The sequence below is a fragment of the Paracoccus sp. KKT209 genome (assembly GCF_055635455.1).
The window spans coordinates 583,238-605,687 of sequence record NZ_CM145758.1 but is presented as its reverse complement, the minus strand read 5'-3'; the positions used below and the strand labels follow the sequence as shown (position 1 = coordinate 605,687).

The following is a 22,450-nucleotide window of genomic DNA, read 5'->3' as shown; positions in this document are numbered from 1 at the left end:
CCCCTTTTGTTCGGCCTGCTCCGGTTATTCCGGGTCGGACGCAAAGATCAAGCGTTCATCGCAGGGGGCGATGCGCAGGATGTTGGTGGTGCCTGCGACGTTGAAGGGCACGCCGGCCATCACCACGACCTTGCGCGATTCATCCGCAAAGCCGTAATCGCGGGCCGCGCGGGTGCCGTTGACCACCGCCTCCTTGAAGCGTGACAGGCGCGGCACGATGACGCAATGCGTCCCCCAGGTCAGCGTCATGCGGCGGGTGACCGATTCGATCGGGCTGAGCGCGATGATCGGCACGCGCGGGCGTTCGCGCGCCACCAGGCTGACCGTGGTGCCCGACTGCGTGAAGGCGCAGATCGCCGCCACGTCGGTGGTCTCGGCGATCTCGCGCGCGGCGGTCACGATGGCGTCGGGAACCGAGGAGAGGCTGGCCTTGCGCGCCGCCTCGATGATCGAGCGGTAGTTGGGGTCCGCCTCGACCGAGCGGGCGACGTTGTCCATCGTGCGCACCGCGTCGATCGGATAGTTGCCGGCGGCGCTTTCGGCCGACAGCATGACCGCGTCGGCGCCTTCATAGATGGCATTGGCGACGTCGCTGACCTCGGCCCGGGTGGGCATCGGGCTGTCGATCATCGATTCCAGCATCTGGGTGGCCACGATCACCGGTTTCGCGGCGCTGCGGCAGAGGCGCACCAGGCGCTTCTGGATCGGCGGCACGGAATGGACCGGCAGCTCGACGCCCAGGTCGCCGCGGGCGACCATGATCCCGTCCGAGGCCTTGAGGATCTCGTCGAAGGCGCGGACGGCGGCAGGCTTTTCGATCTTGGACAGGATCGCGGCCCGGCCTTGGGCCAGGGCCTTGGCCTCCTCGACATCCTCGGCGCGCTGCACGAAGGACAGCGCCAGCCAGTCCACCCCCAGCTGGCAGGCAAACTCCAGGTCGGCGCGGTCCTTGTCCGACAGCGCCGCCAGCGGTAGCACCACGTCGGGGACGTTCACCCCCTTGCGGTCACTGATCGTGCCGCCGACGGTGACGGTGCAATCGGCAAAATCGGCGCCGCATTTCTGGACCTGCAGGCGGATCTTGCCGTCATTGACCAGAAGGTCGCTGCCCTCGATCAGGGCCGCGAAGATCTCGGGATGGGGCAGCTGGACACGGTGGCTGTCGCCGGGTTCGGGCGAGAGGTCGAAACGGAAGGCGTCGCCCTCTTCCAGCTCGTGCGCGCCGGCGGTGAACTGGCCCACCCGCAGCTTGGGGCCCTGGAGGTCGGCCAGGATGGCGATCGGGCGGCCGGTCTCGGCCTCGATCTCGCGGATCGTGTCGTAACGCGCACGGTGATCGTCGTGGCTGCCATGGCTCATGTTCAGGCGGAACACATCGGCCCCGGCATCGAACAAGGCCCGGATCACGTCCTTGGTCGAGGACGCAGGTCCAAGGGTTGCCACGATCTTCACGTTGCGGTGTCGTCTCATCATCATCCCGCCCTTTCAGGTTTAGCGCTATCTATGCCGCAATCGCGACGTGGCGGCAACTGGCGTCTGTCCGCCATCCGTCGTAGACAACGCTGACCATGACCGATGACAGCATCATGACCGACCGCCCCTTTTGGACCGAGGGCGAGGATCGTTCCTCGCGCTGGCTGATCACCTGCGACCATGCCACGAACCGCGTGCCGGACTGGGTGGGCGGGGGCCGGCTGGGCATCGCCGAGGCCGACATGGCCCGCCATATCGCCTTTGACGTGGGGGCGGCGGGGCTGGCCTCGCGGCTGGGCCGGCTGCTGGAGGCGCCGGCGATCTTCAGCGACTTCTCGCGCCTGGTGATCGACCCGAACCGGGGCGAGGACGACCCCACGCTGCTGATGCGGCTCTACGACGGCACGGTGATCCCCGCCAACAAGCTGGCCGATGCCGGGGAGCGGATGCGGCGGCTGGACTGGCTGCACCGCCCCTATCACGCCGCGCTGGAGCGGCTGGCCGCGCGACATCCCGCGCGCTGCATCTGCGCCGTCCACAGCTTTACCCGGCAGCTGCGCGGCCGCCCGCCGCGGCCCTGGCAGGTCGGCATCCTTTATTCCCATGCCGATGCGCGGCTGGGCCCGGCCATGGTCGAGGCCTGCCGGGACGAGGGCTGGATCACCGGCGAGAACCAGCCCTATGACGGGCATCTGCAGGGCGACAGCATCGACCGGCACGCGCTGGCGTATGGACGGCCGAACATGCTGATCGAGGTCAGGAACGACCTGATCGCCACGCCCGAGGGGCAGCAGCTCTGGGCCGAGCGCCTAGCGAGGGTCATCACGCGGGTGCTGGCCGAGAGCGGTCTTTGAGGCCAGCATGTCGCAAGGGGGCCAGCCCCCATCGCCTTTCGGCGATCCCCCCGGGGGTATTTGAGCAACGGAGAAGCCGGCAGGGCGCCGGCCGGGTTCCGGGCGCGACAGCGGGGGAAGCTGGGGCTGGCCCCCGCCCTCGCGGGACGCTATCAGACCGCGGTCTTGAGGCTTTCCTCCAGGTAGATCTCGCGCAGGCGGGTGGCAACGGGACCGACCGCGCCCGCGCCCACCTTGGCGCCGTCGATCGAGACGACCGGCATCACGAAGGCCGAGGCCGAGGTGACGAAGGCCTCGTCGGCCTCCTGCGCTTCGGCGATGGTGAAGCTGCGTTCCTCGACCTGCATCTGCGCCTCGCGGGCAAAGCGCAGGACGGCGGCGCGGGTGATGCCGTGCAGGATGTCATGGCTCAGCTCGCGCGTGATGATGCGGTTGCCCTTGACGATATAGGCGTTGTTGGAGGTGCCCTCGGTCACGCGGCCCTCCTCGACCATCCACGCGTCGTCGGCGCCGCGGGCCTTGGCCTCCATCTTGGCCATCGACGGATAGAGCAGTTGCACCGTCTTGATGTCGCGGCGACCCCAGCGCAGGTCCTCGACGCTGACGACCGTCCAGCCGGTCTTGGCGGCGGGCGCATCGGCCAGGCCGGGCTTGGACTGCGTGAACATCACCACCGTGGGCCGGGTGCGCGCGGGGGGATAGGCAAAATCGCGGTCGCCCGGATTGCCGCGCGTGACCTGCAGATAGACCAGCCCGTCGGTGATCCCGTTCTGCGCGACCAGGTCGCGATGGGCGGCCAGGTAATCCTCGTCCGAGAGCGGGTTGTCGATGGCCAGTTCCGACAGCGACCGCTTCAGCCGGACAAGGTGCCCGTCGAAGTCGATCAGCTTGCCGCCCAGGACGCTGACCACCTCGTAGACGCCATCCGCCATCAGGAAGCCGCGATCGAAGACCGAGACATGGGCCTGATCCTCGGGAACGTAATCGCCATTCACATAAACCGTCCGCGTCATGAGGTCCTCCGTGCCGTCGCGTGTGGCCGGGTCCTGCGCCCAAATCCGGTGACAGGTCAAGAACCCCGCCCGATGCCGCAGTGCGGAATTAGGGCTTGATGCGACCGCCGCGCAACTTTATTACCGCATCAAGCCGCAATCTTTACGAACAGGACCCGCGCATGAGTTTCCGCAGCCAGCCCCTGCCCCCTGCCCGCCTGAACCGTTGCCAACTGTTCGGCCCCGGCTCGCGGGAGGCGCTGTTCGAGAAGATGGCGAAATCGGCCGCCGACGTGATCAACCTGGACCTGGAGGATTCGGTCGCCCCCGACGACAAGGCACGGGCGCGGGCCAACATCATCCAGGCCATCGGCGACATCGACTGGGGCACCAAGACGCTGTCGGTGCGCATCAACGGGCTGGACACGCCCTATTGGTACCGCGACGTGGTGGACCTGCTGGAGCAGGCGGGCGACCGGCTGGACCAGATCATGATTCCCAAGGCCGGCTGCGCCGCCGACATCTATGCCGTCGATGCGCTGGTGACCGCCATCGAACGTGCCAAGGGCCGGTCCAGGCCGATCAACTTCGAGGTGATCATCGAAAGCGCCGCGGGCATCTGCCATGTCGAGGAGATCGCCGCATCCTCGCCGCGGATGCAGGCGATCAGCTTGGGGGCTGCGGATTTCGCGGCCTCGATGGGCATGGCCACGACCGGCATCGGCGGCACGCAGGAGAACTATTACATGATCCGCGAGGGCCAGAAATATTGGCCCGATCCTTGGCACTGGGCGCAGACGGCCATCGTGGCGGCCTGCCGCACGCATGGGCTGTTGCCTGTGGACGGGCCCTTTGGGGATTTCAGCGACAGCGACGGCTTCGTGGCGCAGGCGCGCCGGTCGGCGACCCTGGGCATGGTCGGCAAATGGGCGATCCATCCCAGCCAGATCGCCCTGGCCAACGAGGTCTTTTCGCCCAACGAGGCCGCCGTCACCGAAGCGCGCGAGATCCTGGCCGCGATGGAGACCGCCAAGGCCGAGGGCGCGGGCGCCACGGTCTACAAGGGCCGCCTGGTCGACATCGCCTCGATCAAGCAGGCCGAGGTGATCGTGCGCCAGTCCGAGCTGATCGGCGCCTGAGGAACACCCCGCGAACCGGTCCAGTGGAGGGGAACGGTTCGCACAACGGGGGAGGAGAGGCCCCGCGATCCGTCGCGGGGCCTTGATGCATCAGGCGCGGCGCAGCTTGCGGAAGGCGGCCGAGGCGCCCCAGCCCGCGATGACCGCCACCGCCAGCGACATCAGCCCGTAGAGCAGCGGCTGCTGGAAGGCCAGGACATAGAGCCAGCGTTCCAGCCCGACCTTGCGCACCTCGATGGCGGCGCGATAGGCGTCGATGACCTCTCCCTCGCGCAGCAGGAAGATACGGGCGCGATAGTCGCCCTCCAGCAGGTTGGCGGGCAGGCGGATGTCGGTGCGAAACAGCGTATCCTCGACCAGCGTCACCGAACCCTCGTCCAGGCGGTAATGGCCGTTCTGCTGGCGCAGGCGGATCAGCGCCTCGGTGAAGGGGACACTGTCCTCAACCTCGGGGGCGCCCTCGAAGCCGCGCATCACCAGGGGCAGTGAAATGCGGTAGCGGTTGTCCCAGTCGGGCGACAGGATCTCGTCCAGCGGCCCGGTCGTGGCCACCGCGTAAAAGCTGGGCGCGGCGCCGATCTCGACACGGTCAGTGTTGACCCAGATGCCGGCGCGGCGGCTTTTCTGCCAGATGGTCAGCGGCTGGCTGGGGGCCTCGATCGTCACGATCACATCAAGGTCGCCCTCGGGGATCGGCGTCTCGCGACGGACCGCGCCATAGATCAGGATGTCCGAGCCGTCGAAGCTGGTGGTGATCGCCACGGAACTGTCGGACAGGCCGGCCACGACCTGCTCGGGCGCTTCGATCCTTTCGGACGCCTCGCCGCTGCGCGACCGGCCGGGATCGGGGAACAGCGGCCATTGCCCCGGCGTGGCCACCGGCGGCAACAGCCCCCCCTGCGGATCGGCGGGCATGGTCGAGCCGGTGCCCTGCGCCCCCGCGGCGCCGGGCAGGCCAAGCGCCAGGATCAGCGCCAGCGCGCGCATCAGCGGCTCCTCGTGCTGATCGAGTAGAGATCGTCGGGCGTCAGGAACAGGTCCAGCGCCAGCTTGAAGCAGACCGCCAGCACCAGCAGCGCCAGCAGGATGCGCAACTGTTCGGCCCGGAGCCGCGCGCCCAGCGTGGTGCCGATCTGCGCGCCGACGACGCCGCCCACGATCAGCAGCACCGCCAGCATCACGTCCACCGTGTTGTAGTTGACCGCATGCATCAGCGTGGTGAAGGCGGTCACGAAGGTGATCTGGAACAGCGAGGTCCCCACCACGACCTTGGTGGGCATCCCCAGCAGGTAGATCATCGCCGGCACCATGATGAAGCCGCCGCCCACGCCCATGATCGCCGCCAGCACCCCCACCGCGACGCCCACCAAGGCCGGGGGAATGACGCTGATATAGAGGCCCGAGGCGCGGAACTTCATCTTCAGCGGCAGGCGGTGGACCCAGTTGTGCTGATGCAGGCGCCGCCGGCCGGTCGCGTGGCGGGCACGGCGCAGGGCGCGGATGCTTTCCTGCAGCATCATCGCGCCGATCAGCCCCAGGAAGACCACGTAGCACAGCTGCACGACCAGCTCGACCTGGCCCACGCGCCGCAAGAGATTGAAGACCAGGACGCCCAGGGCCGAGCCGATCAGGCCGCCGACCAGCAGCACGCCGCCCATGCGGAAATCGACCGTCTTGCGCCGCATATGCGCCAGCACGCCCGAGACCGAGGACGCCACCACCTGGTTGGCGCCCGTGGCCACCGCGATGGCGGGGGGAATGCCGATGAAGAACAAGAGCGGCGTGATCAGGAAGCCGCCGCCGACGCCGAAGAGGCCGCTCATCACGCCGACCAGGCCCCCCAGCCCCACCAGCGTGAAGGCGTTGACCGACACTTCGGCGATGGGAAGGAAGATCTGCATCGGGTCTCGACCTGTTGAGCCGGTTCAGGATGCAACGGGCCGCCAGCCACGTCAAACCGCTTTGCCGGCAAAGGCCCGCGCATGCAGGAACGGGTTGAAGCGCGGGCAGGCGGCCGCTAAGCAAGTCGGGTCACATCCGCGCGCGCGGCAGGAACCTGCCGGCGGCGCCGGGGCGGCAACCTTGGACAGGGGGCAGGATGCGTATTCTCATCACCAATGACGACGGCATCAACGCTCCGGGGCTGGAGGTCCTGCACCAGATCGCGACCGAACTGGCCGGACCCGGGGGGGAGGTCTGGACCGTCGCCCCGGCCTTCGAGCAGTCGGGCGTGGGCCACTGCATCAGCTATTCCCACCCGACCATGGTCGCCCGGCTGGACGAGCGCCGCTATGCCGCCGAGGGCAGCCCGGCCGATTGCGTGCTGGCCGCCGTCCACGACCTGATGGCCGACGCGCTGCCCGACCTGGTGCTGTCGGGCGTCAACCGCGGCAACAACGCGGGCGAGAACGCGATGTATTCCGGCACGATCGGCGGTGCGATGGAGGCGGCGCTGCAGGGCCTGCCGGCGATCGCACTGTCGCAGTACCTGGGGCCGCTGACGGCGGATCTGGCCGATCCCTTCGAGGCGTCGCGCGCCCATGGCGCGACCGTCATCCGGCGGCTGCTGGATCACGGCGACTGGACCTCGGACGCGGATTTCCGGCTGTTCTACAACGTGAACTTTCCGCCCCTGCCCGCCGCCCGGGTCCAGGGCCTGCGCGTCGCCCCGCAGGGCCAGCGGCAGGGATCGCGCTTTGGCGTCATGCCCTATACCGCGCCGAACGGGCGGCGCTTCATGTGGGTCGCGGGCGGATCGCAGCAGGCGCCGGCGCGGCCCGGCACCGACGTGGCCGTGGCGATGGAGGGCCATGTCGCCGTCACGCCGATGCGCGCCGACCTGACCTGCCACGCCTCTCTGCAGGACCTGGCGCAGGCGCTGGGGGACGGGGCCCTGCCCCAGCCGAGGCGGGCCGCCGAATGAGCGAGCCCGACGAGGACAGCCCAGCCGAGCGCAAGATGCGCTTTCTGTTCCAGCTGCGCTCTCGGGGTGTCACCGATCTGCGCGTGCTGGAGGCGATGGAGCGCATCGACCGGGGCATCTTCGTGCGCGGGCAATTCGCGGACCGCGCCTACGAGGACACGCCCCTGCCGATTCCCTGCGGGCAGACGATCAGCCAGCCCTCGGTCGTGGGGCTGATGACGCAGGCGCTGGAGGTGGGCGCGCGCGACACCGTGCTGGAGGTGGGCACCGGCTCGGGCTATCAGGCCTCGGTCCTGTCGGGGCTGTGCCGGCGCGTCTATACCGTCGACCGCCACCGCCGCCTGGTCCAGGAGGCCGAGGCGATCTTTCGACAGCTGGGGCTGCACAACATCACCGCACAGGTCGCCGACGGCTCGCGCGGGCTGCCCGACCAGGCGCCCTTCGACCGCATTCTTGTGACCGCCGCGGCCGAGGATCCGCCAGGGCCGCTGTTGGCACAGTTGAAGATCGGCGGTATCATGGTGGTGCCGGTCGGGCAGTCGGACGCGGTCCAGACGCTGATCCGCGTCACCCGGTCCGAGACCGGGTTCGAATATGACGAGCTGCGGCAGGTGCGGTTCGTTCCCCTGGTCGAGGGATTGGGCCAGACATGATCCCCGGCCACCACGAGGCAGGCCGAGGACGCGTGATGAAGCACAAGGCAATTTCAGGCAGGGTCGTCACCCTGGCGGCGCTGGTGGCGCTGGCCGGATGCGGGGCGAACGGACGCTTTGATCCCGACCTGCGCGGGCTGATGGGCGGCCTCGGCACGGCCGATGCCGCCGCCGCGGCCACGCCGCGCCCGGCGCCCGACGAGCGTGGCGTGATCACCTTTGGCAACGGCCAGGTGGCGCTGGCGCAGGCCGGAGAGACGCCGGCGGCGGTGGCCGCGCGGCTGGGCCTGAACCCGGGCGAACTGGCCAGCCACAATGCCCTGCCTGCCGATGCGCCCCTGAACGCGGGCGCCGTGCTGGTGCTGCCGCGCCAGGTGGCGGCGGGAACCGCGCCCGCGGCCGGTGCCGTGGCAGCCGTGCGCGATCCCTTTGCCGGTCAGGCGGCAGGCCAAGCGGCACCCGCGCCTGCGGCAGGCAATCCGCGCGAACATGTCGTGACATCGGGCGAGACGGCCTGGTCGGTGGCGCGGCGTTATGGCGTGACGGTGCAGGACCTGGCTGCCTGGAACGGCCTGCCCGCCGACATGAGCCTGCGCGTCGGCCAGCGGCTGATCGTCCCGCAGCCGGGGCAGCGGCCGGACCGGCTGGCCACGACCGTGCCCGGCGCGGGCAGCCCGACGCCCCAGCCCCCCTCGGCCGCGCAGCCGTTGCCGGATGAGGCGACCCCGCCCGCAGGCGCCCCCGCCCCCGAGGTACCCGCCGCCGACCTGGGCGCGACGCGGACCGCGGCATCAGGCAGCGGGCGGTTCAGCATGCCGGTCAAGGGATCGATCGTGCGGGTCTATGACAAGGGTCGCAACGACGGCATCGACATTGCCGCGCCCTCGGGCACGCCGGTCGCGGCGGCGGGCGCGGGCAGCGTGGCGGCCATCACCCGCGACACATCGGGGGTGCCAATCATCGTGGTGCGGCACGAGGGCGACCTGATGACCGTCTATGCGGGCCTGGATGCGGTGAATGTCGCCAAGGGCGACAGCGTCAGTGCCGGCCAGAGCCTGGGCTCGGCCGGCAAGGAGGGCGTGGTCCATTTCGAGGTGCGCAAGGGTTTCGAGAGCGTCGATCCAGAAAGCTTCCTGAACTGACGCGTCCCTCTCAGCCGTGCAACATCTGGTCGTCCAGCGCCTGCACGATCTCGCGGCGGATGACGGCGCGCAGGTTGGCAGAAAAGCGCGCGCCCAGCTCTCCGTGCAACTCCTCGCGGATCATCTCGCGCAGCGCGTCCCGCAGCGAAGCGTCGGGCAGCAGCGGCCCGCATGCGGCGGTCTCGGTCGGCACCGGAAGGGGATCTGCCGGGACGTTTTTAGGCAGGGGCACCGCTTCGGCCGCGGGCGGTTCCAGCTGGGCCATGGTTTCGGTCACCGGCGGTTGCGGCTTAAGGTTCGACGCGGTGGCCGGGGGTTGCGGCTGACCCGCCGGCGCGGCCGACCAGGCAGGCCAGGCAAAGGTCGCGGGCGCCAGAACGGATTGCACCATGACAGACTGCGGCGCTTCGACCTCAGGCTCCGGTGCGGCGGCCTGGGGCGCGGGTTCCGGCGGCAGGCGCGGGGCCAGCGGCACGGGTGCGGCAGGTTCGGCCAGGCGGCGGGCCAGGAAGCTGGTTGCATCCTCCTGCACCACGTCTGCGTGGCGCGGGTCGGGGATCTCGCGCGCGACAAGCTGCCGGATGGCCGCCAAGGCCGCGCCGATATCCTCTTAAAGGCGGCTGACATCCGCCATGTCCAGATCGGCGCGGGGCTCAGCCATGCGGCACCCCGTCCGTGGTCGGTTCAGTTGCGGCCGATGGCGCGCAGGACCCGGTCCAGGCTTTCGCCCTGCTTACTGGTGAAAGGTGCATCACGCACGGCACTATAATACTGCGAAGGGTCATAGGTGGGAATTCCCAGGTTGAGGTCTTCTACCGTCAACCGACCCATAGCCGAGAGAAGTTGATAATGCGCTAACTGAAGGTTGGATTCGGCCGTGATCCGGTCCGCCCGCGCCTCCAGCAGCGCCTGTTCCGAATCCAGCACGTCCAGCGTGGTCCGCGCGCCCAGCAGCGCCTCCTCGCGCACGCCATTATACGCCTGCTGCGCGGCCGAGATCTGCTGGTCGATCGCGGTGATCTGGGCGCGGGCCACGGCAATGTTGGCCCAGGTCTCGCCCACCGACTGGCTGACCTGGCGCGAGACGTTCAGCAGGGCCGAACGCGCCTGGTCCCGCTGCGCCATGGCGCGGCGATGCGCCGCCGGCAGTCGGCCACCGGAATAAAGGGTCTGACTGAGTTCAAGCCCCACCGATGCCGTATTGGTGCTTTCGGACACAAGCCCGCCCCCCAGTCGCGCCTGTGGGGTGCGATTGACGCCGATGCTGGCGGTTCCGGACAGTATCGGGTTGCGCTCGGCGGCGGCGGCGGCGACTCCGATCTCGGCGGCGGCGGCCTGGCGCTGCGCCTGCCGGATGGCGGGATGGCTGCGCTGCGCGATGGCCCGGGCCTCGTCCAGTGTTGCGGGCAACTTGGGCAGCGAGGGCGGCGTGGACAGGTTGCCGGCCTGCCGCCCGGTCGCGGCCAGATAGGCCTCGCGCGCGACCTCCAGCTGGCCGTTGGCGGCCGCAAGACCCGCGCGGGTCGCGGCCAGTTGCGCATCGGCCAGCGCCACGTCGGTCACGGTGATTTCACCCACGTCAAAGCGGTCCTGCGCCGCCTGGCGCTCGCGCGACAGCACCTCGACCGAATTCTGCTGCAGCGCGACCTGCTGGATCGCCTCGCGGATCTGGAAATAGGCGACGGTGGCCGACAGCAGCACGTCCTGCTCGACCGACACCAGGGCCTGCCGGGTGGCCAGCACCTGCTCCTTGGTCCCGTCGATGGCCAGCTGCGAGCGCCCGAAATCATAAAGCGTGACCGAGCCGTTCAGCGCCAGCGAGGTCGAGCGGGTCGTGGGCCCGCCCTCGCTCCGCTGGATCCCGTGCCGCGCGATCCACTGCACCACCGGCCTGAGAGCCGCGACCGAGGCGGCCACGTCCTCATCCGCGGCGCGCAGCACGGCGCGGTTCTGTTCGATCAGCGCCGAATGGCGATAGGCGGCGACCATCGTGTCGGCCAGCGATTCGGCCCGTGCCGGCAGGGCGGCGGCCATGGCCAGCAGCGCAAGGCCCACAAGGCGCGCCCGGACCGTCACAACGAAAATCCCCGCGCCCGGTCAAAGCCCGCCAGCATCGGCGCATTGGCGTTGAAGGCATAGCGCCAGCTGATCTGGCCGTTCACGCGGTACCCGATCCGGGCCACGCCCAGCGCGCCTTCGCGGAACAGGGCGGCGATCCGGCCGCCGTCGCGCAGCTGGTCGATGATCGCGGCGGGCACCTCGCCGACGGCGCCCTCGATCAGGATCACGTCATAGGGTCCCTGCTTGGGTTCGCCGACAGTCAGGGGCGCCTGCAGGACGGCGACGTTGAAGATGCCGGCCTCGGACAGGCGGCGCTCGGCCTCGGCGGCCAGTTCGGCGTCATCCTCGATGGCAACGACCGCCTCGGCCATGCGGGCCATGACGGCGGCGGAATAGCCATAGCCGCAGGCCAGATCCAGAACCAGCTCGTCGGGCTGGATGTCCAGCGCATCGACCATCTTGGCCAGGGTGCGCGGCTCCAGCAGGACGCGGTCGTGGCCGATGTCCAGGTTCTCGCCCGAATAGGCGACGGCGCGGCGGCTGGCGGGCACGAAATCCTCGCGCGGGATCGTCAGCATCGCCTCGATCACGGGGAACTTCGTGACGTCGCTGGGGCGGACCTGCGTGTCCACCATCATCGTGCGCCGCGCGGCGAAATCGGTCATGTCGGGGAACCTCTGCTCGATCTTGATGCGCACTTATTGCCATGTTTCCCCAGTCTGGGCAACGCCGCTGATCGTCCGGATCGGCCCCGCGCCGCTTCGCGTCTTGCAAGGGCTGCGGCAATCCACTATGACACCCGCACTCTCGACGGCGGTGGGTTGGCGGAGAGGTTACGCACCGGATTGCAAATCCGTGAAGACCGGTTCGATTCCGGTACCCACCTCCAACAAACCTTCGCGAGGGTTTCCCCCGGCATGATCTACGAGGCCACGACCCGCATCGCCGAGTCCGCGCTGCGGATGCGGGCGCGTCTGGGCGGATCGGACCGGCTGCGCGAGCGGCTGGCCTGCGGGTCGCCGCTGGCGCCGGCGGCGATCTGGATCCACGGCGCGTCGGTCGGCGAACTGACCTCGGCCCGCCCGGTGATCGAGGCGCTGGCCGCGCGGCATCCGGTGCAGGTCACCGCCAATACCGAGACGGGGCGCGACCTGGTGCGCGCATGGGGCCTGCCCGCGCGGCTGGCGCCCCTGGACCTGCCGGGCGCGCTGACCCGGTTCCTGAAGGCCACCGACCCCTGCCTGGCCCTGACGGTCGAGGGCGAGTTCTGGCCCCTGCGGTCGCGCCTTCTGGCCGAGCGCGGGGTGGTTCAGGCGACCATCGGGGCGCGGATGTCGGAACGATCGGCCGGGACATGGGGGCGGCTGCCGCGCGTGATCGGGCCGATGCTGGGGCGGATCGCGGCCCTGTCGGCGCAGGACCAGGCCAGCGAGGCCCGGCTGCTGTGCCTGGGCCTGCCTTCGGGGGCGCTGCTGCAGCGGCTGGACCTGAAGCTGCTGGCACCTGCCGCGATCGCCCCGCCCGCCGACGATCCCCTGCGCGACCGCACGATCCTGGCCGCCTCGACCCATGAGGGCGAGGATGGGCCGATCCTGGACGCCTTTGCCGCGACGCGGGCAGGCCTCCCCGCCCTGCGGCTGATCCTGGCGCCGCGCCATCCGCAGCGGGCCGACGATGTCGCGGGTCTGGTGCGGGCACGCGGCCTGCCGCTGGCGCGGCGCGGCGCCGGGGCCGAGGAAGCCCCCGAGGGCGGGGTCCTGCTGGCCGACACCTTGGGCGAGATGGCGCGCTGGTATGCACGGGCCGGCATCTGCCTGGTCGGCGGCAGCCTGCAGGATCATGGCGGCCACACGCCCTGGGAGCCCGCCGCCCACCGATGCGCCCTGCTGCGGGGCCCGCATTTCGGCAATTTTCTGGAAGCCTTCGACGCGCTGGAGGCGGCGGGCGCGGCCCGTGCGGTCAGGGCGGCATCGCTGCCGGACATGCTGGCACGGCTGGCCGCGCGGCCGGAGGAGGCGCGGGCCATGGGCGATCGCGCGCGGGCCGTCCTGGTGGCGCGGGCGGGCGATCCGGCGGGGCTGATCGCGCGGCTGGACGATCTTGCGCAGCGCCGCGGCTGACCCGATATAACAGGCAGATGACCGGAGCCCTGCGATGATCCGCTATGCCTTGCGCTGCCACGATGGCCATGATTTCGACGGCTGGTTCCGCTCGTCCGAGGGGTTCCAGGCGATGCGGGATGCGGGCCAGGTGACCTGCGCGTCCTGTGGATCCACCCAAGTTGAAAAGGCGCTGATGGCGCCCGCCGTCACTGAAAAGCGCGCCCCGGCACTGAGCGCCCCGCGCAACCCTGCCGAGGCCGCGCTGGAGGCGCTGCGCCGCAAGGTCGAGGAAAGCTCGGACTATGTCGGCCTGCGCTTTGCCGAAGAGGCGCGCGCCATGCACCAGGGCGACCGCCCCTCCCGCGCGATCCATGGCGAGGCCCGCCCCGAGGAGGCCCGCAAGCTGATCGAGGAGGGGGTACCGGTGGCGCCCCTGCCCTTCCTGCCCCGCCAGAAGGCGAACTGAGGGTCGACCGGCCGCCATAGCGCGCGGAAGCCCTTGCCCTTTCAGCGCGCCCCCCATACAAGCCCCGCCGACACTCAACCCCTGGCTGGAGGCCCGTGATGCCGCTTCTGGTGATGAAATTCGGCGGCACTTCGGTGGCCGACCTGGACCGGATCAAGAACGCCGCCTATAAGGTGCAGCGCGAGGTCGAGCGGGGCTATGACGTCATCGTCATCGTCAGCGCCATGTCGGGCAAGACCAACGAGCTGGTGGGCTGGGTCGAGCAGACCTCGCCCATGTTCGACGCACGCGAATACGACGCCGTCGTCAGTTCGGGCGAGAACGTGACCGCGGGCCTGATGGCGCTGACCCTGCAGGAGATGGGCGTGCCCGCCCGCAGCTGGCAGGGATGGCAGGTGCCGATCAACACCACCGCCGCCCATTCGGCCGCGCGCTTCATGGACATCCCCCGCAAGAACCTGGACCAGAAATTCGCCGAGGGTTTCCGCGTCGCCGTGGTCGCGGGCTTTCAGGGCGTGGCGCAGGACGGGCGGATCACCACTTTGGGCCGGGGCGGCTCGGACACGACCGCCGTCGCCTTTGCCGCCGCCTTCGAGGCCGAGCGCTGCGACATCTATACCGATGTGGACGGGGTCTACACGACCGACCCGCGTATCACCTCGCGGGCGCGAAAGCTGGAAAAGATCGCCTTCGAGGAAATGCTGGAACTGGCCAGCCTGGGCGCCAAGGTCCTGCAGACCCGCTCGGTCGAGCTGGCGATGCGATACAAGGTGCGGCTGCGGGTGCTATCCTCGTTCGAGGATACCGACGAGAATTCCGGCACGCTGATCTGCGATGAGGATGAAATCATGGAATCGAAAGTCGTCAACGGCGTCGCCTCTTCGCGCGACGAGGCCAAGATCACCCTGGTGACGGTCGAGGACCGGCCCGGCATCTCGGCCGCCATCTTCGCGCCCCTGGCCGAGGCCGGCGTGAACGTGGACATGATCGTGCAGAACATTTCCGAAAAGGACTATGACGATCATCCGGGTTCGGTGACCGACATGACCTTCTCGGTGCCGATCAACCAGGTCGAGCGCGCCAAGCGGGCCATGGAAGAGGCCCGCCAGGCCGGCACCATCGCCTATGACGAGTTGAACATCGACACCGAGGTCGCCAAGGTCAGCGTCGTCGGCATCGGCATGCGCAGCCATGCGGGCGTCGCCGCGCGCATGTTCAAGGCGCTGGCCGACGAGAACGTCAACATCAAGGTCATCGCCACCTCGGAGATCAAGATTTCGGTTCTGATCGACCGGAAATACATGGAACTGGCCGTGCAGGCGCTGCATGATGCCTTCGAGCTGGAGAAGGCGTAAGCCACCCGGTTCGGCCCCTGGAACAGGGGTGATCGCGCAGGCAGAAGGCGGGCAGGCGATGCAGGATCGCACGGACAGCGACTCGCGCAAGCTGCTGCGGCGGCTGAAGGAGATCCTGGCGGCCGCGGGCGGCGGCCAGGACCGGCTTGACCAGATCACCCATCACATCGCCGATTCGATGGGGACCGAGGTCTGCTCGATCTACCTGTTCCGCGATGCCGAGACGCTGGAGCTCTGCGCGACCGAGGGCCTGCGCCCCGAGGCCGTCCACCAGACGCGGTTGCGGCTGGGTGAGGGCTTGGTCGGCCGCGTGGCCCGCACCGGCCGCCATGTGAACACCGCCAATGCCCCCGCCGAGCCCGGCTTCCGCTTCATGCCCGAAACCGGCGAGGAGGTGTTTCCCGCCTTCTTGGGCGTGCCGATCCAGCGGGTGGGAGAGCGGCTCGGGGTGCTGGTGGTGCAGTGCGCGACCGCGCGGCAGTTTTCCGACGACGAGGTCTATGGCCTCGAGGTGGTCGCGATGGTGCTGGCCGAGATGACCGAGCTGGGTGCCTTCCAGGGCAGCCAGGCGGACAGCATGCCGCCCGCGCACCGATTCCCGCTGATGATCCGCGGCGCCACCGGCCAAGAGGGCGCCGCCGAGGGCCGTGTCTGGCTGCACGAGCCGCGCGTGGTGATCGCGAACCCCGTGGGCGACGATCCCGACAAGGAGCTGGCCCGCCTGCACGAGGGGGTCGAGCGCCTGCGCAGCACCGTCGATTCGATGGTGGCGGCCGCCGACATGGGCGGCGACGGCGATCATGCCGCGGTGCTGGAAACCTATCGGATGTTCGCCCATTCGCGCAGCTGGCTGAAGCGCATGGAAGAGGACATCCGCCTTGGCCTGTCGGCCGAGGCCGCGGTGGAAAAGGAACAGTCGACCGCCCGGGCGCGGCTGGAGATGGCTGCCGATCCCTATCTGCGCGACCGGCTGCACGACCTGGACGACCTGTCGAACCGCCTGCTGCGCATCCTGACCGGACAGGGCGTCGATACCGGCGCCGAGATGCCCGACCGCCCGATCCTGGTCGCGCGCAACATCGGCCCGGCCGAGCTGCTGGAATACGGCCGCCGGCTGAAGGGCGTGATCCTGGAAGAAGGCTCGGTCGGCAGCCACGCGGCCATCGTGGCGCGCGCGCTAGCGATTCCGCTGATCATCCATGCCGGCCGCATCACCACCGAGGCATTGAACGGCGACCCGGTGCTGATCGACGGCGACCAAGGCATCGTCCACCTGCGCCCCGAGGAAAGCGTCGCCAAGGCCTTCCTGGACAAGATAGCCATGCAGGCCGAGGCGCAGGACCGCTATGCCAGCCTGCGCAGCCTGCCCGCCACCGGCACCTGCGGCACCACGATCCAGCTCTACATGAATGCGGGCCTGATGGCCGACCTTCCCTCGCTGGAGGGATCGGGCGCCGAAGGGGTCGGGCTGTTCCGGACCGAGCTGCAGTTCCTGATCCGCAACCACGTGCCCCGGCGGGCCGAACTGGCGGGGCTTTACACGCGGGTCCTGGACAATGCCCAGGGCAAGCCGGTGATGTTCCGCACGCTGGACATCGGCTCGGACAAGGTCCTGCCCTACATGAAACCGCAGGACGAACCCAACCCGGCGATGGGTTGGCGCGCGATCCGCGTGGGACTGGACAAGCGCGGCGTGCTGCGGATGCAGCTCCAGGCGCTGATCCGCGCCAGCGTCGGGCGCCCGCTGCACGTGATGTTCCCCTTCATCGCGGACATCACCGAATACGAGGCCGCCTATCGCATGCTGATGGAGGAGGTCGCGCGCGAGAAGCGGCTTGGCCACCAGATGCCCAGCGACATCCGCGTCGGTGCCATGCTGGAGACGCCGTCGCTGGCCTTTGCGCCCCGGCGCTTCTTCGAGATGTGCGACTTCGTCTCGATCGGGGGCAACGACCTCAAGCAGTTCTTCTTTGCCGCCGACCGCGAGAACGAGCGCGTGCGCCGCCGCTATGACACGCTGAACCCGTCCTTCCTGGCCATGCTGCGCCAGATCATCGCCCGCTGCGAGGAGGCGCGCGTGCCGCTGTCCTTCTGCGGCGAGGACGCGGGACGGCCGATCGAGGCCCTGGTCTTTGCCGCCCTGGGCATCCGCCGCCTGTCGATGCGCCCGGCCTCGATCGGGCCGGTCAAGCACCTGATTCGGCGGGTGTCGATCATCGAGTTGCGGCAGGTCATCGAGGAGGCCGAGGCCGCCGGCGTGAACAGCGTGCGTGGCCCCGTCGCCGCCTGGCTGGCGCGACAATAGGCGCAAAAAGGGGAAGGTCCGGCCCCTGCAAGGCCGATTTCGGCCGATGGCAGGCCGATTGGGCAAGCGCGCTTGCTGCACTGCGGCGGCCCGCCTATAATATCCCCCGTATTTTCGAGACATTCCCGCACATGAAGCGTCGTCACTTTCTCAATGCCGCCACCGCGTTGGCTGCCGGCGGGTCGCTGATGGCGATCCCGGCCCAGGCCCAGTCCCCTGCCGGGGCTGCCGAGGCCTTTGGCCCGCCCAAGCCCGAACCCTTCGGCTTCGACCAGGTGGCGGCGCTGGCCGCCGACCGGGCGTCGCGCGTCTATGTCCAGCCGGTCTCTCAGTTGGTGGGCAGTTTCGCGGACCTGAACTATGACCAGTACCGCGCGATCCGCTTTCGCCGCGACCGCGACCCCTGGGCCGGAAGCTCGCGTTTCGGGATCGACCTCCTGTCGCCCGGCATGATCTTCTACGAGCCGGTGCAGATCAACCTGGTCCGCAACGGGATGCCGCAGCCGGTGCCCTTCGACCCCTCGATGCTGGAATTCGATCCGTCGCATTTCCCCGACGGGCCGGACCTGGCCACGATCGGCGACATGGGCTGGTCGGGCTTTCGCGTCCGCACCGTCCTGAACCGCCCCGGCGTCATGGACGAGTTCCTGGTCTTCCAGGGGGCCAGCTATTTCCGGGCGGTGGCGCGCAACACGCTTTACGGCCTGTCGGCGCGTGGCCTGGCCATCAAGACCGGCAGCCCCGACGGCGAGGAATTCCCGCTGTTCACGGATTTCTGGATCCACGAGCCCGACGACAGCCACGACACCGTCCGCATCCACGCGATCCTGGACAGCCGCTCGGTCGCGGCAGCCTTCCAGTTCGACGTGACGCCGGGCGCGGTCACGACGGTGCGCACCCGCGTGGCGCTGTTCCCGCGCGTGGACCTGCGCGAGACGGGGCTGGCGCCGCTGACATCCATGTTCTGGTTCAGCCCGGCCAGCCGCCGCACCGTCGACGACTATCGCCCCGCCTGCCACGACAGCGACGGGCTGCAGATGCATACCGGGGCGGGCCAAGCGCTGTGGCGCGGGCTGATGTCGCCGCGCAACCTGCAGATCTCGGGCTTCGTGGACGACGATCCCAAGGGCTTTGGCCTGGTCCAGCGCGCCCGCGACTTCGAGACCTACCAGGATGCCGAGGCGATGTATCACCAGCGCCCCTCGGCCTGGATCCAGCCCGAGGGGGACTGGGGTCCCGGAGAGGTCCGCCTGGTCGAGATCCCGGTCGAGAACGAGTTCAACGACAATATCGTCAGCTACTGGGTGCCCAAGGAACCACTGCTGCGCGGGCAGCGGCACGATTTCCGCTATACGCTCAGCTTCGCCCCGCTGCCGCCCAACGACCTGCCGCTGGCCAAGGTCCGGCAGGTGCGGTCGGGCCGGTCGATCAATGTCGAGACGACGCGCAGCTTCATCGTCGACTTTGACCTGGGCCTGTTCCGCGACCAACTGCCGCAGTTCCAGGTCAGCGCCTCGGAAGGGCGGATCGTGCATGCCTATCTCAAGCCCCTGCCCGACCAGCACGTGCTGCGCCTGGCCTTCGAGTTCGAGCCGGGCCGCGTCCCGCTGTCTGAACTGCGCGCGGTGCTGACCGACGACCAGGGCATGGCGCTGAGTGAAACCTGGCTGACGCGCTGGACCGCATGAGCATGACCATGATCGCCGAAGCCCCGCAGGCGGACCGCCCCCAAGCGCCCGCCCCGGCCGCCGTGGTGCCGCCGGCCGCACCGCTGGACATGCCGGTCCAGGACTTCGGCCGGCTGCCGCAGGGCATGGTCGAACGGCAGATGAACAGCCTGAACGTCTGGCTGGCCCGGCTGATCGCCTTTGGCGGCACGGCGGCGCTGGCGGTCTTCGGCTTCAGCCAGATGCTGGCCTCGTTCGGGGCGGACCCGACGCTGATGCAGATCGCGCTGCTGGCGCTGTTCGTGCCGACCTTTGCCTGGGTCGGGTTCTCGTTCTGCGGCACGCTGGCCGGGTTCCTGGCGCCGCGCCTGGTCACCCCCGAGGGTCCCAACACAGCCCGGGTCGTGGTCGTCATGCCGATCTATCACGAGGATGTCGCCGCCAGTACCGGCCTGCTGGTGGCCCTTGCGCGTGAGTTGGCGGACGAGGGCATGGCCGACCGGGCCGAGATCTTTGTGCTCTCGGACACCCGCGACCCGGCCATCGCCGTGAACGAGACGCTGGTGATCGGTGCCGCTCGCGCGCTGTCGCCGCTGCCGATCTGGTATCGCCGCCGCCTGAACAACGAAGACCGCAAATCCGGCAATGTCGCCGAATTCGTGCGCCACTGGGGCGGGCGCTATGACCAGATGGTGGTGCTGGACGCCGACAGCGTGATGTCGGGCGCGACCATCCGCCAGATGTCCGCCCGGATGGCGGCCGACCCCTGCCTGGGGCTGATCCAGACCATGCCGATGCTGGTCGGCGGAGAGACGATCTTTGCCCGCCTGACCCAGTTTGCCGGCCGCGTCTATGGCCCGATGATCGCGCGGGGCGTCTCGGCCTGGGCGGGGGACACGGGGAATTACTGGGGCCACAACGCGATGATCCGGGTGACGGCCTTTGCCCAGGCCTGCGGCCTGCCGCGGCTGCCCGGCCGCCCGCCCTTCGGCGGCACGATCCTCAGCCATGACTTCGTCGAGGCCGCCGCGCTGTGCCGTGCCGGCTGGAAGGTGCGGCTGGACCATGACCTGCGCGGCAGCTTCGAGGGTTGCCCGCCCACGCTGCTGGACATGGCCGTGCGCGAACGCCGTTGGGCGCAGGGCAACCTGCAGCACAGCCGCCTCTTCGGCATCGCGGGCATGCGCGGCATCAGCCGGGTGCATTTCCTGATCGGGATCATGGGGTTCCTGATGAGCCCCTTGTGGCTGGCGCTGATCCTGGTGGGCCTCGGGCTGTCGGCCACGGTGCTGCTGTCCACGCCCGAATATTTCCCCAACGCCTACCAGCTGTTCCCCGAATGGCCGGTCTTCGACAGCCGCCGGATGCTGTGGCTGTTCGGCATCGCGATGGGGCTGCTGCTGCTGCCCAAGTTCATCGCGACCTTCCGGGCCTGGGCCCGCCCGCTTGCGGCCAATTCCGGCGGGCGCGTGCGCATCTTTGCCAGCGCGATCTTCGAGACGATCCTGTCGGCGCTGATCGCGCCGGTGCAGATGCTGGTCCAGACCCGCCAGATCTTCGAGATCCTGGGCGGCCGCGACAGCGGCTGGAACGCGCAGGTGCGCGCCGGGACCATGCCGGGTTGGGGGGTCGTGCTGCGCTATCACTGGGCGCATGTCGCCCTGGGGTTGGGCACGCTGGTCGTGCTGGCCAGCTTTTCACCTGCGCAGCTGATCTGGCTGTCGCCGATCCTGGCCGGTCTGATCCTGTCGCCCGTGACCTCGCGCCTGTCGGCCAGCCCGGTGTTCGGCCGGTGGGCGCGGCTGCGCGGCCTTCTGGTCACGCCCGAGGAACGCGACCCGCCTGCCATCCTGACCGAGGCGGCAGCCATTGCCCGCAGCCTGCCCCAGCCCGTCACCGGCCGCGACAGCCTGCTGCGCCTGGCCCGGCAGCCGGCGCTGCTGGAGCGGCATCTGCAGATGCTGTCGCCGTTGCCCCGGGACCTGCCGAACGCCTGGCACCTGGCCCGGATCACCGCCGAGGCCAAGATCGCCCATGCCGCCACGCGCGGCCAGGCGCTGGATTTCCTGGACCGCGCTGAAACCGACGCGATGCTGATGGACCGGCAGCTTCTGACCCGCTGGAGCCATCTTCCCGAATGAACCGCCTGATCGCACTGGACATGCTGCGCGGCTACGCGCTGGTCAGCATCATGGTCAACCACATGCCGATTTCGGTCATGCGCTGGATCACGCTGCCCAACTTCTCGATCTTCGACGCGTCCGAACTGTTCGTGCTGCTGTCGGGATTCCTGGTCGGCATGGTCTGGCGCAGCGTCGAGGCCAGGTCCGGACGCCGCAGCGCCCAGACCCGTTTCGCGCGCCGCTCCTTCGAGGTGTGGCGGGCCATGGTCGTGGGCGCCGGGCTGATGGCGCTGCTGTCAGCGGCGCTTTGGGCCAGCGGGCGGCCGCATACCGCGATCTGGACGCAATATTCGGTCTGGATCCTGGAAAATCCCCTGGGCTTCCTGGCCGCCGTCGGCACCTTCTGGCTTCAGCCCAACATCATCGACGTGCTGGCGGTCTATGTCGTGCTGATCGCCGCCGCGACGGTGGTGGTGCCCGCAATGCTGCGCTGGCCGCTGCAGGTCGCGGTCGCCTCGGTGGCGATCTGGTGGTTCGCGCCGCAGCTGAACGGCCTGATCCCGAACCACCGCAGCCAGGGCGGTTTTCTGTTCAATCCCTTCGGCTGGCAGATGCTGTTCCTGACCGGCACGGCCATGGGCCTGTTTCGCCAGCAGCTGATGGCGCGGCTGTGGCCTTGGCGGCATCTGCTGACCCTGCTGGCGGCCGGTATGTTCGCCTTTGGCAGCGCCATCGTCATCGGCGCGGCCATCGGGGAACCGGCGCTGCCGCTGCGCGAGGCGCTGAAGTCGGTCTATGGCACGATCGACAAGTGGAACCTGGACGGCACCCGCTATCTGGCCATCGTCGCCGCCGCCTGGCTGGTCGCGGTGCCGCTGGCACGGCCGATGGAATGGCTGGCGGCCAGCCGGCTCGGGGTGGCGCTGCAGCAGATCGGGCGCGGGGGCCTGTGGTCCTTCATCGCCTGCGTGCTGCTGTCGGTCCTGGCCGATGCCTTCCAGATGACCCCGCCCGACCAGCCGGGCTGGCAAAGGCTGGCCGTGGACCTCTGGGCCTGCCTGGCGCTGTGGTGGGTCTCGGCGCTGTGGCTGGCCTATGGGGCGCCTTGGCAGCGCGCCCGCAAGGACCGCCGCACCGCACGGCGGCAAATGAAGGTTGCCGCAGGCCGTCCCATCGCGTAAGGCCCACGGCCAGT

Annotated in this window: 19 protein-coding genes and 1 tRNA gene; 13 read left to right on the top strand and 7 right to left on the bottom strand. The window is 69.4% G+C overall.

Translation table 11 applies throughout. The features are described 5' to 3' along the window. Positions 1–24 precede the first annotated feature (24 nt). Positions 25–1,470 carry a pyruvate kinase gene (gene pyk / locus ACZ2G3_RS03070; RefSeq protein ID WP_419271201.1) on the bottom strand — a complete coding sequence of 482 codons (1,446 nt, stop codon included), beginning with the start codon at positions 1,468–1,470 and terminating at the stop codon, positions 25–27. Positions 1,471–1,586: 116 nt separating this feature from the next. On the opposite strand from pyk, the gene ACZ2G3_RS03065 reads away from it, so the two are divergent. After that, a complete protein-coding gene (locus tag ACZ2G3_RS03065; protein ID WP_470399029.1) occupies positions 1,587–2,327 on the top strand; it encodes an N-formylglutamate amidohydrolase in 741 nt (246 codons plus the stop codon). 152 nt (positions 2,328–2,479) lie between these two features. Here the strand turns inward: ACZ2G3_RS03065 and ACZ2G3_RS03060 are convergent, their stop codons facing one another. Then, positions 2,480–3,340 (bottom strand): D-amino-acid transaminase, encoded by an 861-nt coding sequence (locus tag ACZ2G3_RS03060; RefSeq protein ID WP_470397574.1) that lies wholly within the window; start codon positions 3,338–3,340, stop codon positions 2,480–2,482. Positions 3,341–3,501: 161 nt separating this feature from the next. Here ACZ2G3_RS03060 and ACZ2G3_RS03055 point away from each other — a divergent pair, with 161 nt between their 5' ends. Further along, the gene (locus ACZ2G3_RS03055) at positions 3,502–4,458 is read left to right on the top strand and encodes an L-malyl-CoA/beta-methylmalyl-CoA lyase (protein WP_470397572.1); all 957 of its coding nucleotides are present in this window, start codon (positions 3,502–3,504) and stop codon (positions 4,456–4,458) included. A gap of 90 nt (positions 4,459–4,548) precedes the next feature. Here the strand turns inward: ACZ2G3_RS03055 and ACZ2G3_RS03050 are convergent, their stop codons facing one another. Both ACZ2G3_RS03050 and ACZ2G3_RS03045 read right to left on the bottom strand, forming a co-directional pair. Further along, positions 4,549–5,448 (bottom strand): TIGR02186 family protein, encoded by a 900-nt coding sequence (locus ACZ2G3_RS03050; RefSeq protein ID WP_470399027.1) that lies wholly within the window; start codon positions 5,446–5,448, stop codon positions 4,549–4,551. Further along, positions 5,445–6,359: a sulfite exporter TauE/SafE family protein gene (locus ACZ2G3_RS03045; protein WP_419271204.1), complete on the bottom strand. Its 915-nt coding sequence runs from the start codon at positions 6,357–6,359 to the stop codon at positions 5,445–5,447. Before ACZ2G3_RS03045 ends, ACZ2G3_RS03050 begins: the two co-directional genes overlap by 4 nt. A 197-nt stretch (positions 6,360–6,556) precedes the next feature. Between ACZ2G3_RS03045 and surE the strand changes: the two genes are divergently transcribed. Genes surE through ACZ2G3_RS03030 form a run of 3 tightly spaced genes read left to right on the top strand, consistent with a single transcriptional unit; the run spans position 6,557 to position 9,176 of the window. Next, the gene (gene surE, locus ACZ2G3_RS03040; RefSeq protein WP_470397570.1) at positions 6,557–7,381 is read left to right on the top strand and encodes a 5'/3'-nucleotidase SurE; all 825 of its coding nucleotides are present in this window, start codon (positions 6,557–6,559) and stop codon (positions 7,379–7,381) included. Beyond that, positions 7,378–8,034 (top strand): protein-L-isoaspartate(D-aspartate) O-methyltransferase, encoded by a 657-nt coding sequence (locus ACZ2G3_RS03035; protein ID WP_470397568.1) that lies wholly within the window; start codon positions 7,378–7,380, stop codon positions 8,032–8,034. The genes surE and ACZ2G3_RS03035 overlap by 4 nt, the downstream gene beginning before the upstream one ends. A 35-nt stretch (positions 8,035–8,069) precedes the next feature. Next, complete coding sequence (locus tag ACZ2G3_RS03030) at positions 8,070–9,176, top strand: LysM peptidoglycan-binding domain-containing protein (protein ID WP_470397566.1); 1,107 nt, start codon at positions 8,070–8,072, stop codon at positions 9,174–9,176. A 10-nt stretch (positions 9,177–9,186) separates the two neighbouring features. Here ACZ2G3_RS03030 and ACZ2G3_RS03025 read toward each other — a convergent pair whose 3' ends face one another. The 3 genes from ACZ2G3_RS03025 to ACZ2G3_RS03015 form a co-directional block, all read right to left on the bottom strand. After that, a complete protein-coding gene (locus tag ACZ2G3_RS03025) occupies positions 9,187–9,768 on the bottom strand; it encodes a hypothetical protein (RefSeq protein WP_470397564.1) in 582 nt (193 codons plus the stop codon). Between the two features lie 92 nt (positions 9,769–9,860). Beyond that, on the bottom strand, positions 9,861–11,210 hold the full coding sequence (locus ACZ2G3_RS03020) for a TolC family outer membrane protein (protein WP_470399026.1): 1,350 nt from the start codon (positions 11,208–11,210) through the stop codon (positions 9,861–9,863). Positions 11,211–11,248: 38 nt separating this feature from the next. Then, on the bottom strand, positions 11,249–11,902 hold the full coding sequence (locus ACZ2G3_RS03015) for a protein-L-isoaspartate O-methyltransferase family protein (protein WP_470397562.1): 654 nt from the start codon (positions 11,900–11,902) through the stop codon (positions 11,249–11,251). A gap of 150 nt (positions 11,903–12,052) precedes the next feature. Here ACZ2G3_RS03015 and ACZ2G3_RS03010 point away from each other — a divergent pair. The 8 genes from ACZ2G3_RS03010 to opgC all read left to right on the top strand — a co-directional run bounded on the left by ACZ2G3_RS03010 (position 12,053) and on the right by opgC (position 22,436). Next, positions 12,053–12,126: transfer RNA gene (locus ACZ2G3_RS03010), tRNA-Cys, on the top strand. Between the two features lie 28 nt (positions 12,127–12,154). Further along, positions 12,155–13,357 (top strand): 3-deoxy-D-manno-octulosonic acid transferase, encoded by a 1,203-nt coding sequence (locus ACZ2G3_RS03005; protein WP_470397560.1) that lies wholly within the window; start codon positions 12,155–12,157, stop codon positions 13,355–13,357. A 34-nt stretch (positions 13,358–13,391) separates the two neighbouring features. Then, positions 13,392–13,805: a DUF1178 family protein gene (locus ACZ2G3_RS03000; RefSeq protein ID WP_470397559.1), complete on the top strand. Its 414-nt coding sequence runs from the start codon at positions 13,392–13,394 to the stop codon at positions 13,803–13,805. Between the two features lie 98 nt (positions 13,806–13,903). Next, entirely contained in the window at positions 13,904–15,160 is a 1,257-nt protein-coding gene (locus ACZ2G3_RS02995) for an aspartate kinase (RefSeq protein ID WP_470397558.1), read from the top strand. A gap of 58 nt (positions 15,161–15,218) precedes the next feature. Continuing rightward, positions 15,219–17,465: a phosphoenolpyruvate--protein phosphotransferase gene (gene ptsP / locus ACZ2G3_RS02990; protein ID WP_470397556.1), complete on the top strand. Its 2,247-nt coding sequence runs from the start codon at positions 15,219–15,221 to the stop codon at positions 17,463–17,465. A 131-nt stretch (positions 17,466–17,596) separates the two neighbouring features. Next, complete coding sequence (locus ACZ2G3_RS02985) at positions 17,597–19,153, top strand: OpgD/OpgG family glucan biosynthesis protein (RefSeq protein ID WP_419271219.1); 1,557 nt, start codon at positions 17,597–17,599, stop codon at positions 19,151–19,153. Then, entirely contained in the window at positions 19,150–21,273 is a 2,124-nt protein-coding gene (gene mdoH, locus ACZ2G3_RS02980) for a glucans biosynthesis glucosyltransferase MdoH (protein WP_470397554.1), read from the top strand. Before ACZ2G3_RS02985 ends, mdoH begins: the two co-directional genes overlap by 4 nt. Next, entirely contained in the window at positions 21,270–22,436 is a 1,167-nt protein-coding gene (gene opgC, locus ACZ2G3_RS02975; RefSeq protein WP_470397552.1) for an OpgC domain-containing protein, read from the top strand. Before mdoH ends, opgC begins: the two co-directional genes overlap by 4 nt. Positions 22,437–22,450 lie beyond the last annotated feature (14 nt).

Excerpts from the sequence above, each read along its gene's own strand:
- ACZ2G3_RS03035 (WP_470397568.1), top strand. The coding sequence starts at position 7,378 with ATGAGCGAGCCCGACGAGGACAGCCCAGCCGAGCGCAAGATGCGCTTT.
- surE (WP_470397570.1), top strand. The coding sequence starts at position 6,557 with ATGCGTATTCTCATCACCAATGACGACGGCATCAACGCTCCGGGGCTG.
- ACZ2G3_RS03045 (WP_419271204.1), bottom strand. The coding sequence starts at position 6,359 with ATGCAGATCTTCCTTCCCATCGCCGAAGTGTCGGTCAACGCCTTCACG.
- opgC (WP_470397552.1), top strand. The coding sequence starts at position 21,270 with ATGAACCGCCTGATCGCACTGGACATGCTGCGCGGCTACGCGCTGGTC.
- ACZ2G3_RS03020 (WP_470399026.1), bottom strand. The coding sequence starts at position 11,210 with ATGGCCGCCGCCCTGCCGGCACGGGCCGAATCGCTGGCCGACACGATG.
- ACZ2G3_RS03060 (WP_470397574.1), bottom strand. The coding sequence starts at position 3,340 with ATGACGCGGACGGTTTATGTGAATGGCGATTACGTTCCCGAGGATCAG.
- ACZ2G3_RS02985 (WP_419271219.1), top strand. The coding sequence starts at position 17,597 with ATGAAGCGTCGTCACTTTCTCAATGCCGCCACCGCGTTGGCTGCCGGC.
- ACZ2G3_RS03065 (WP_470399029.1), top strand. The coding sequence starts at position 1,587 with ATGACCGACCGCCCCTTTTGGACCGAGGGCGAGGATCGTTCCTCGCGC.
- ACZ2G3_RS03000 (WP_470397559.1), top strand. The coding sequence starts at position 13,392 with ATGATCCGCTATGCCTTGCGCTGCCACGATGGCCATGATTTCGACGGC.
- ACZ2G3_RS03015 (WP_470397562.1), bottom strand. The coding sequence starts at position 11,902 with ATGACCGATTTCGCCGCGCGGCGCACGATGATGGTGGACACGCAGGTC.
- ptsP (WP_470397556.1), top strand. The coding sequence starts at position 15,219 with ATGCAGGATCGCACGGACAGCGACTCGCGCAAGCTGCTGCGGCGGCTG.
- mdoH (WP_470397554.1), top strand. The coding sequence starts at position 19,150 with ATGAGCATGACCATGATCGCCGAAGCCCCGCAGGCGGACCGCCCCCAA.
- ACZ2G3_RS03005 (WP_470397560.1), top strand. The coding sequence starts at position 12,155 with ATGATCTACGAGGCCACGACCCGCATCGCCGAGTCCGCGCTGCGGATG.
- ACZ2G3_RS03030 (WP_470397566.1), top strand. The coding sequence starts at position 8,070 with ATGAAGCACAAGGCAATTTCAGGCAGGGTCGTCACCCTGGCGGCGCTG.
- ACZ2G3_RS03055 (WP_470397572.1), top strand. The coding sequence starts at position 3,502 with ATGAGTTTCCGCAGCCAGCCCCTGCCCCCTGCCCGCCTGAACCGTTGC.
- ACZ2G3_RS02995 (WP_470397558.1), top strand. The coding sequence starts at position 13,904 with ATGCCGCTTCTGGTGATGAAATTCGGCGGCACTTCGGTGGCCGACCTG.
- pyk (WP_419271201.1), bottom strand. The coding sequence starts at position 1,470 with ATGAGACGACACCGCAACGTGAAGATCGTGGCAACCCTTGGACCTGCG.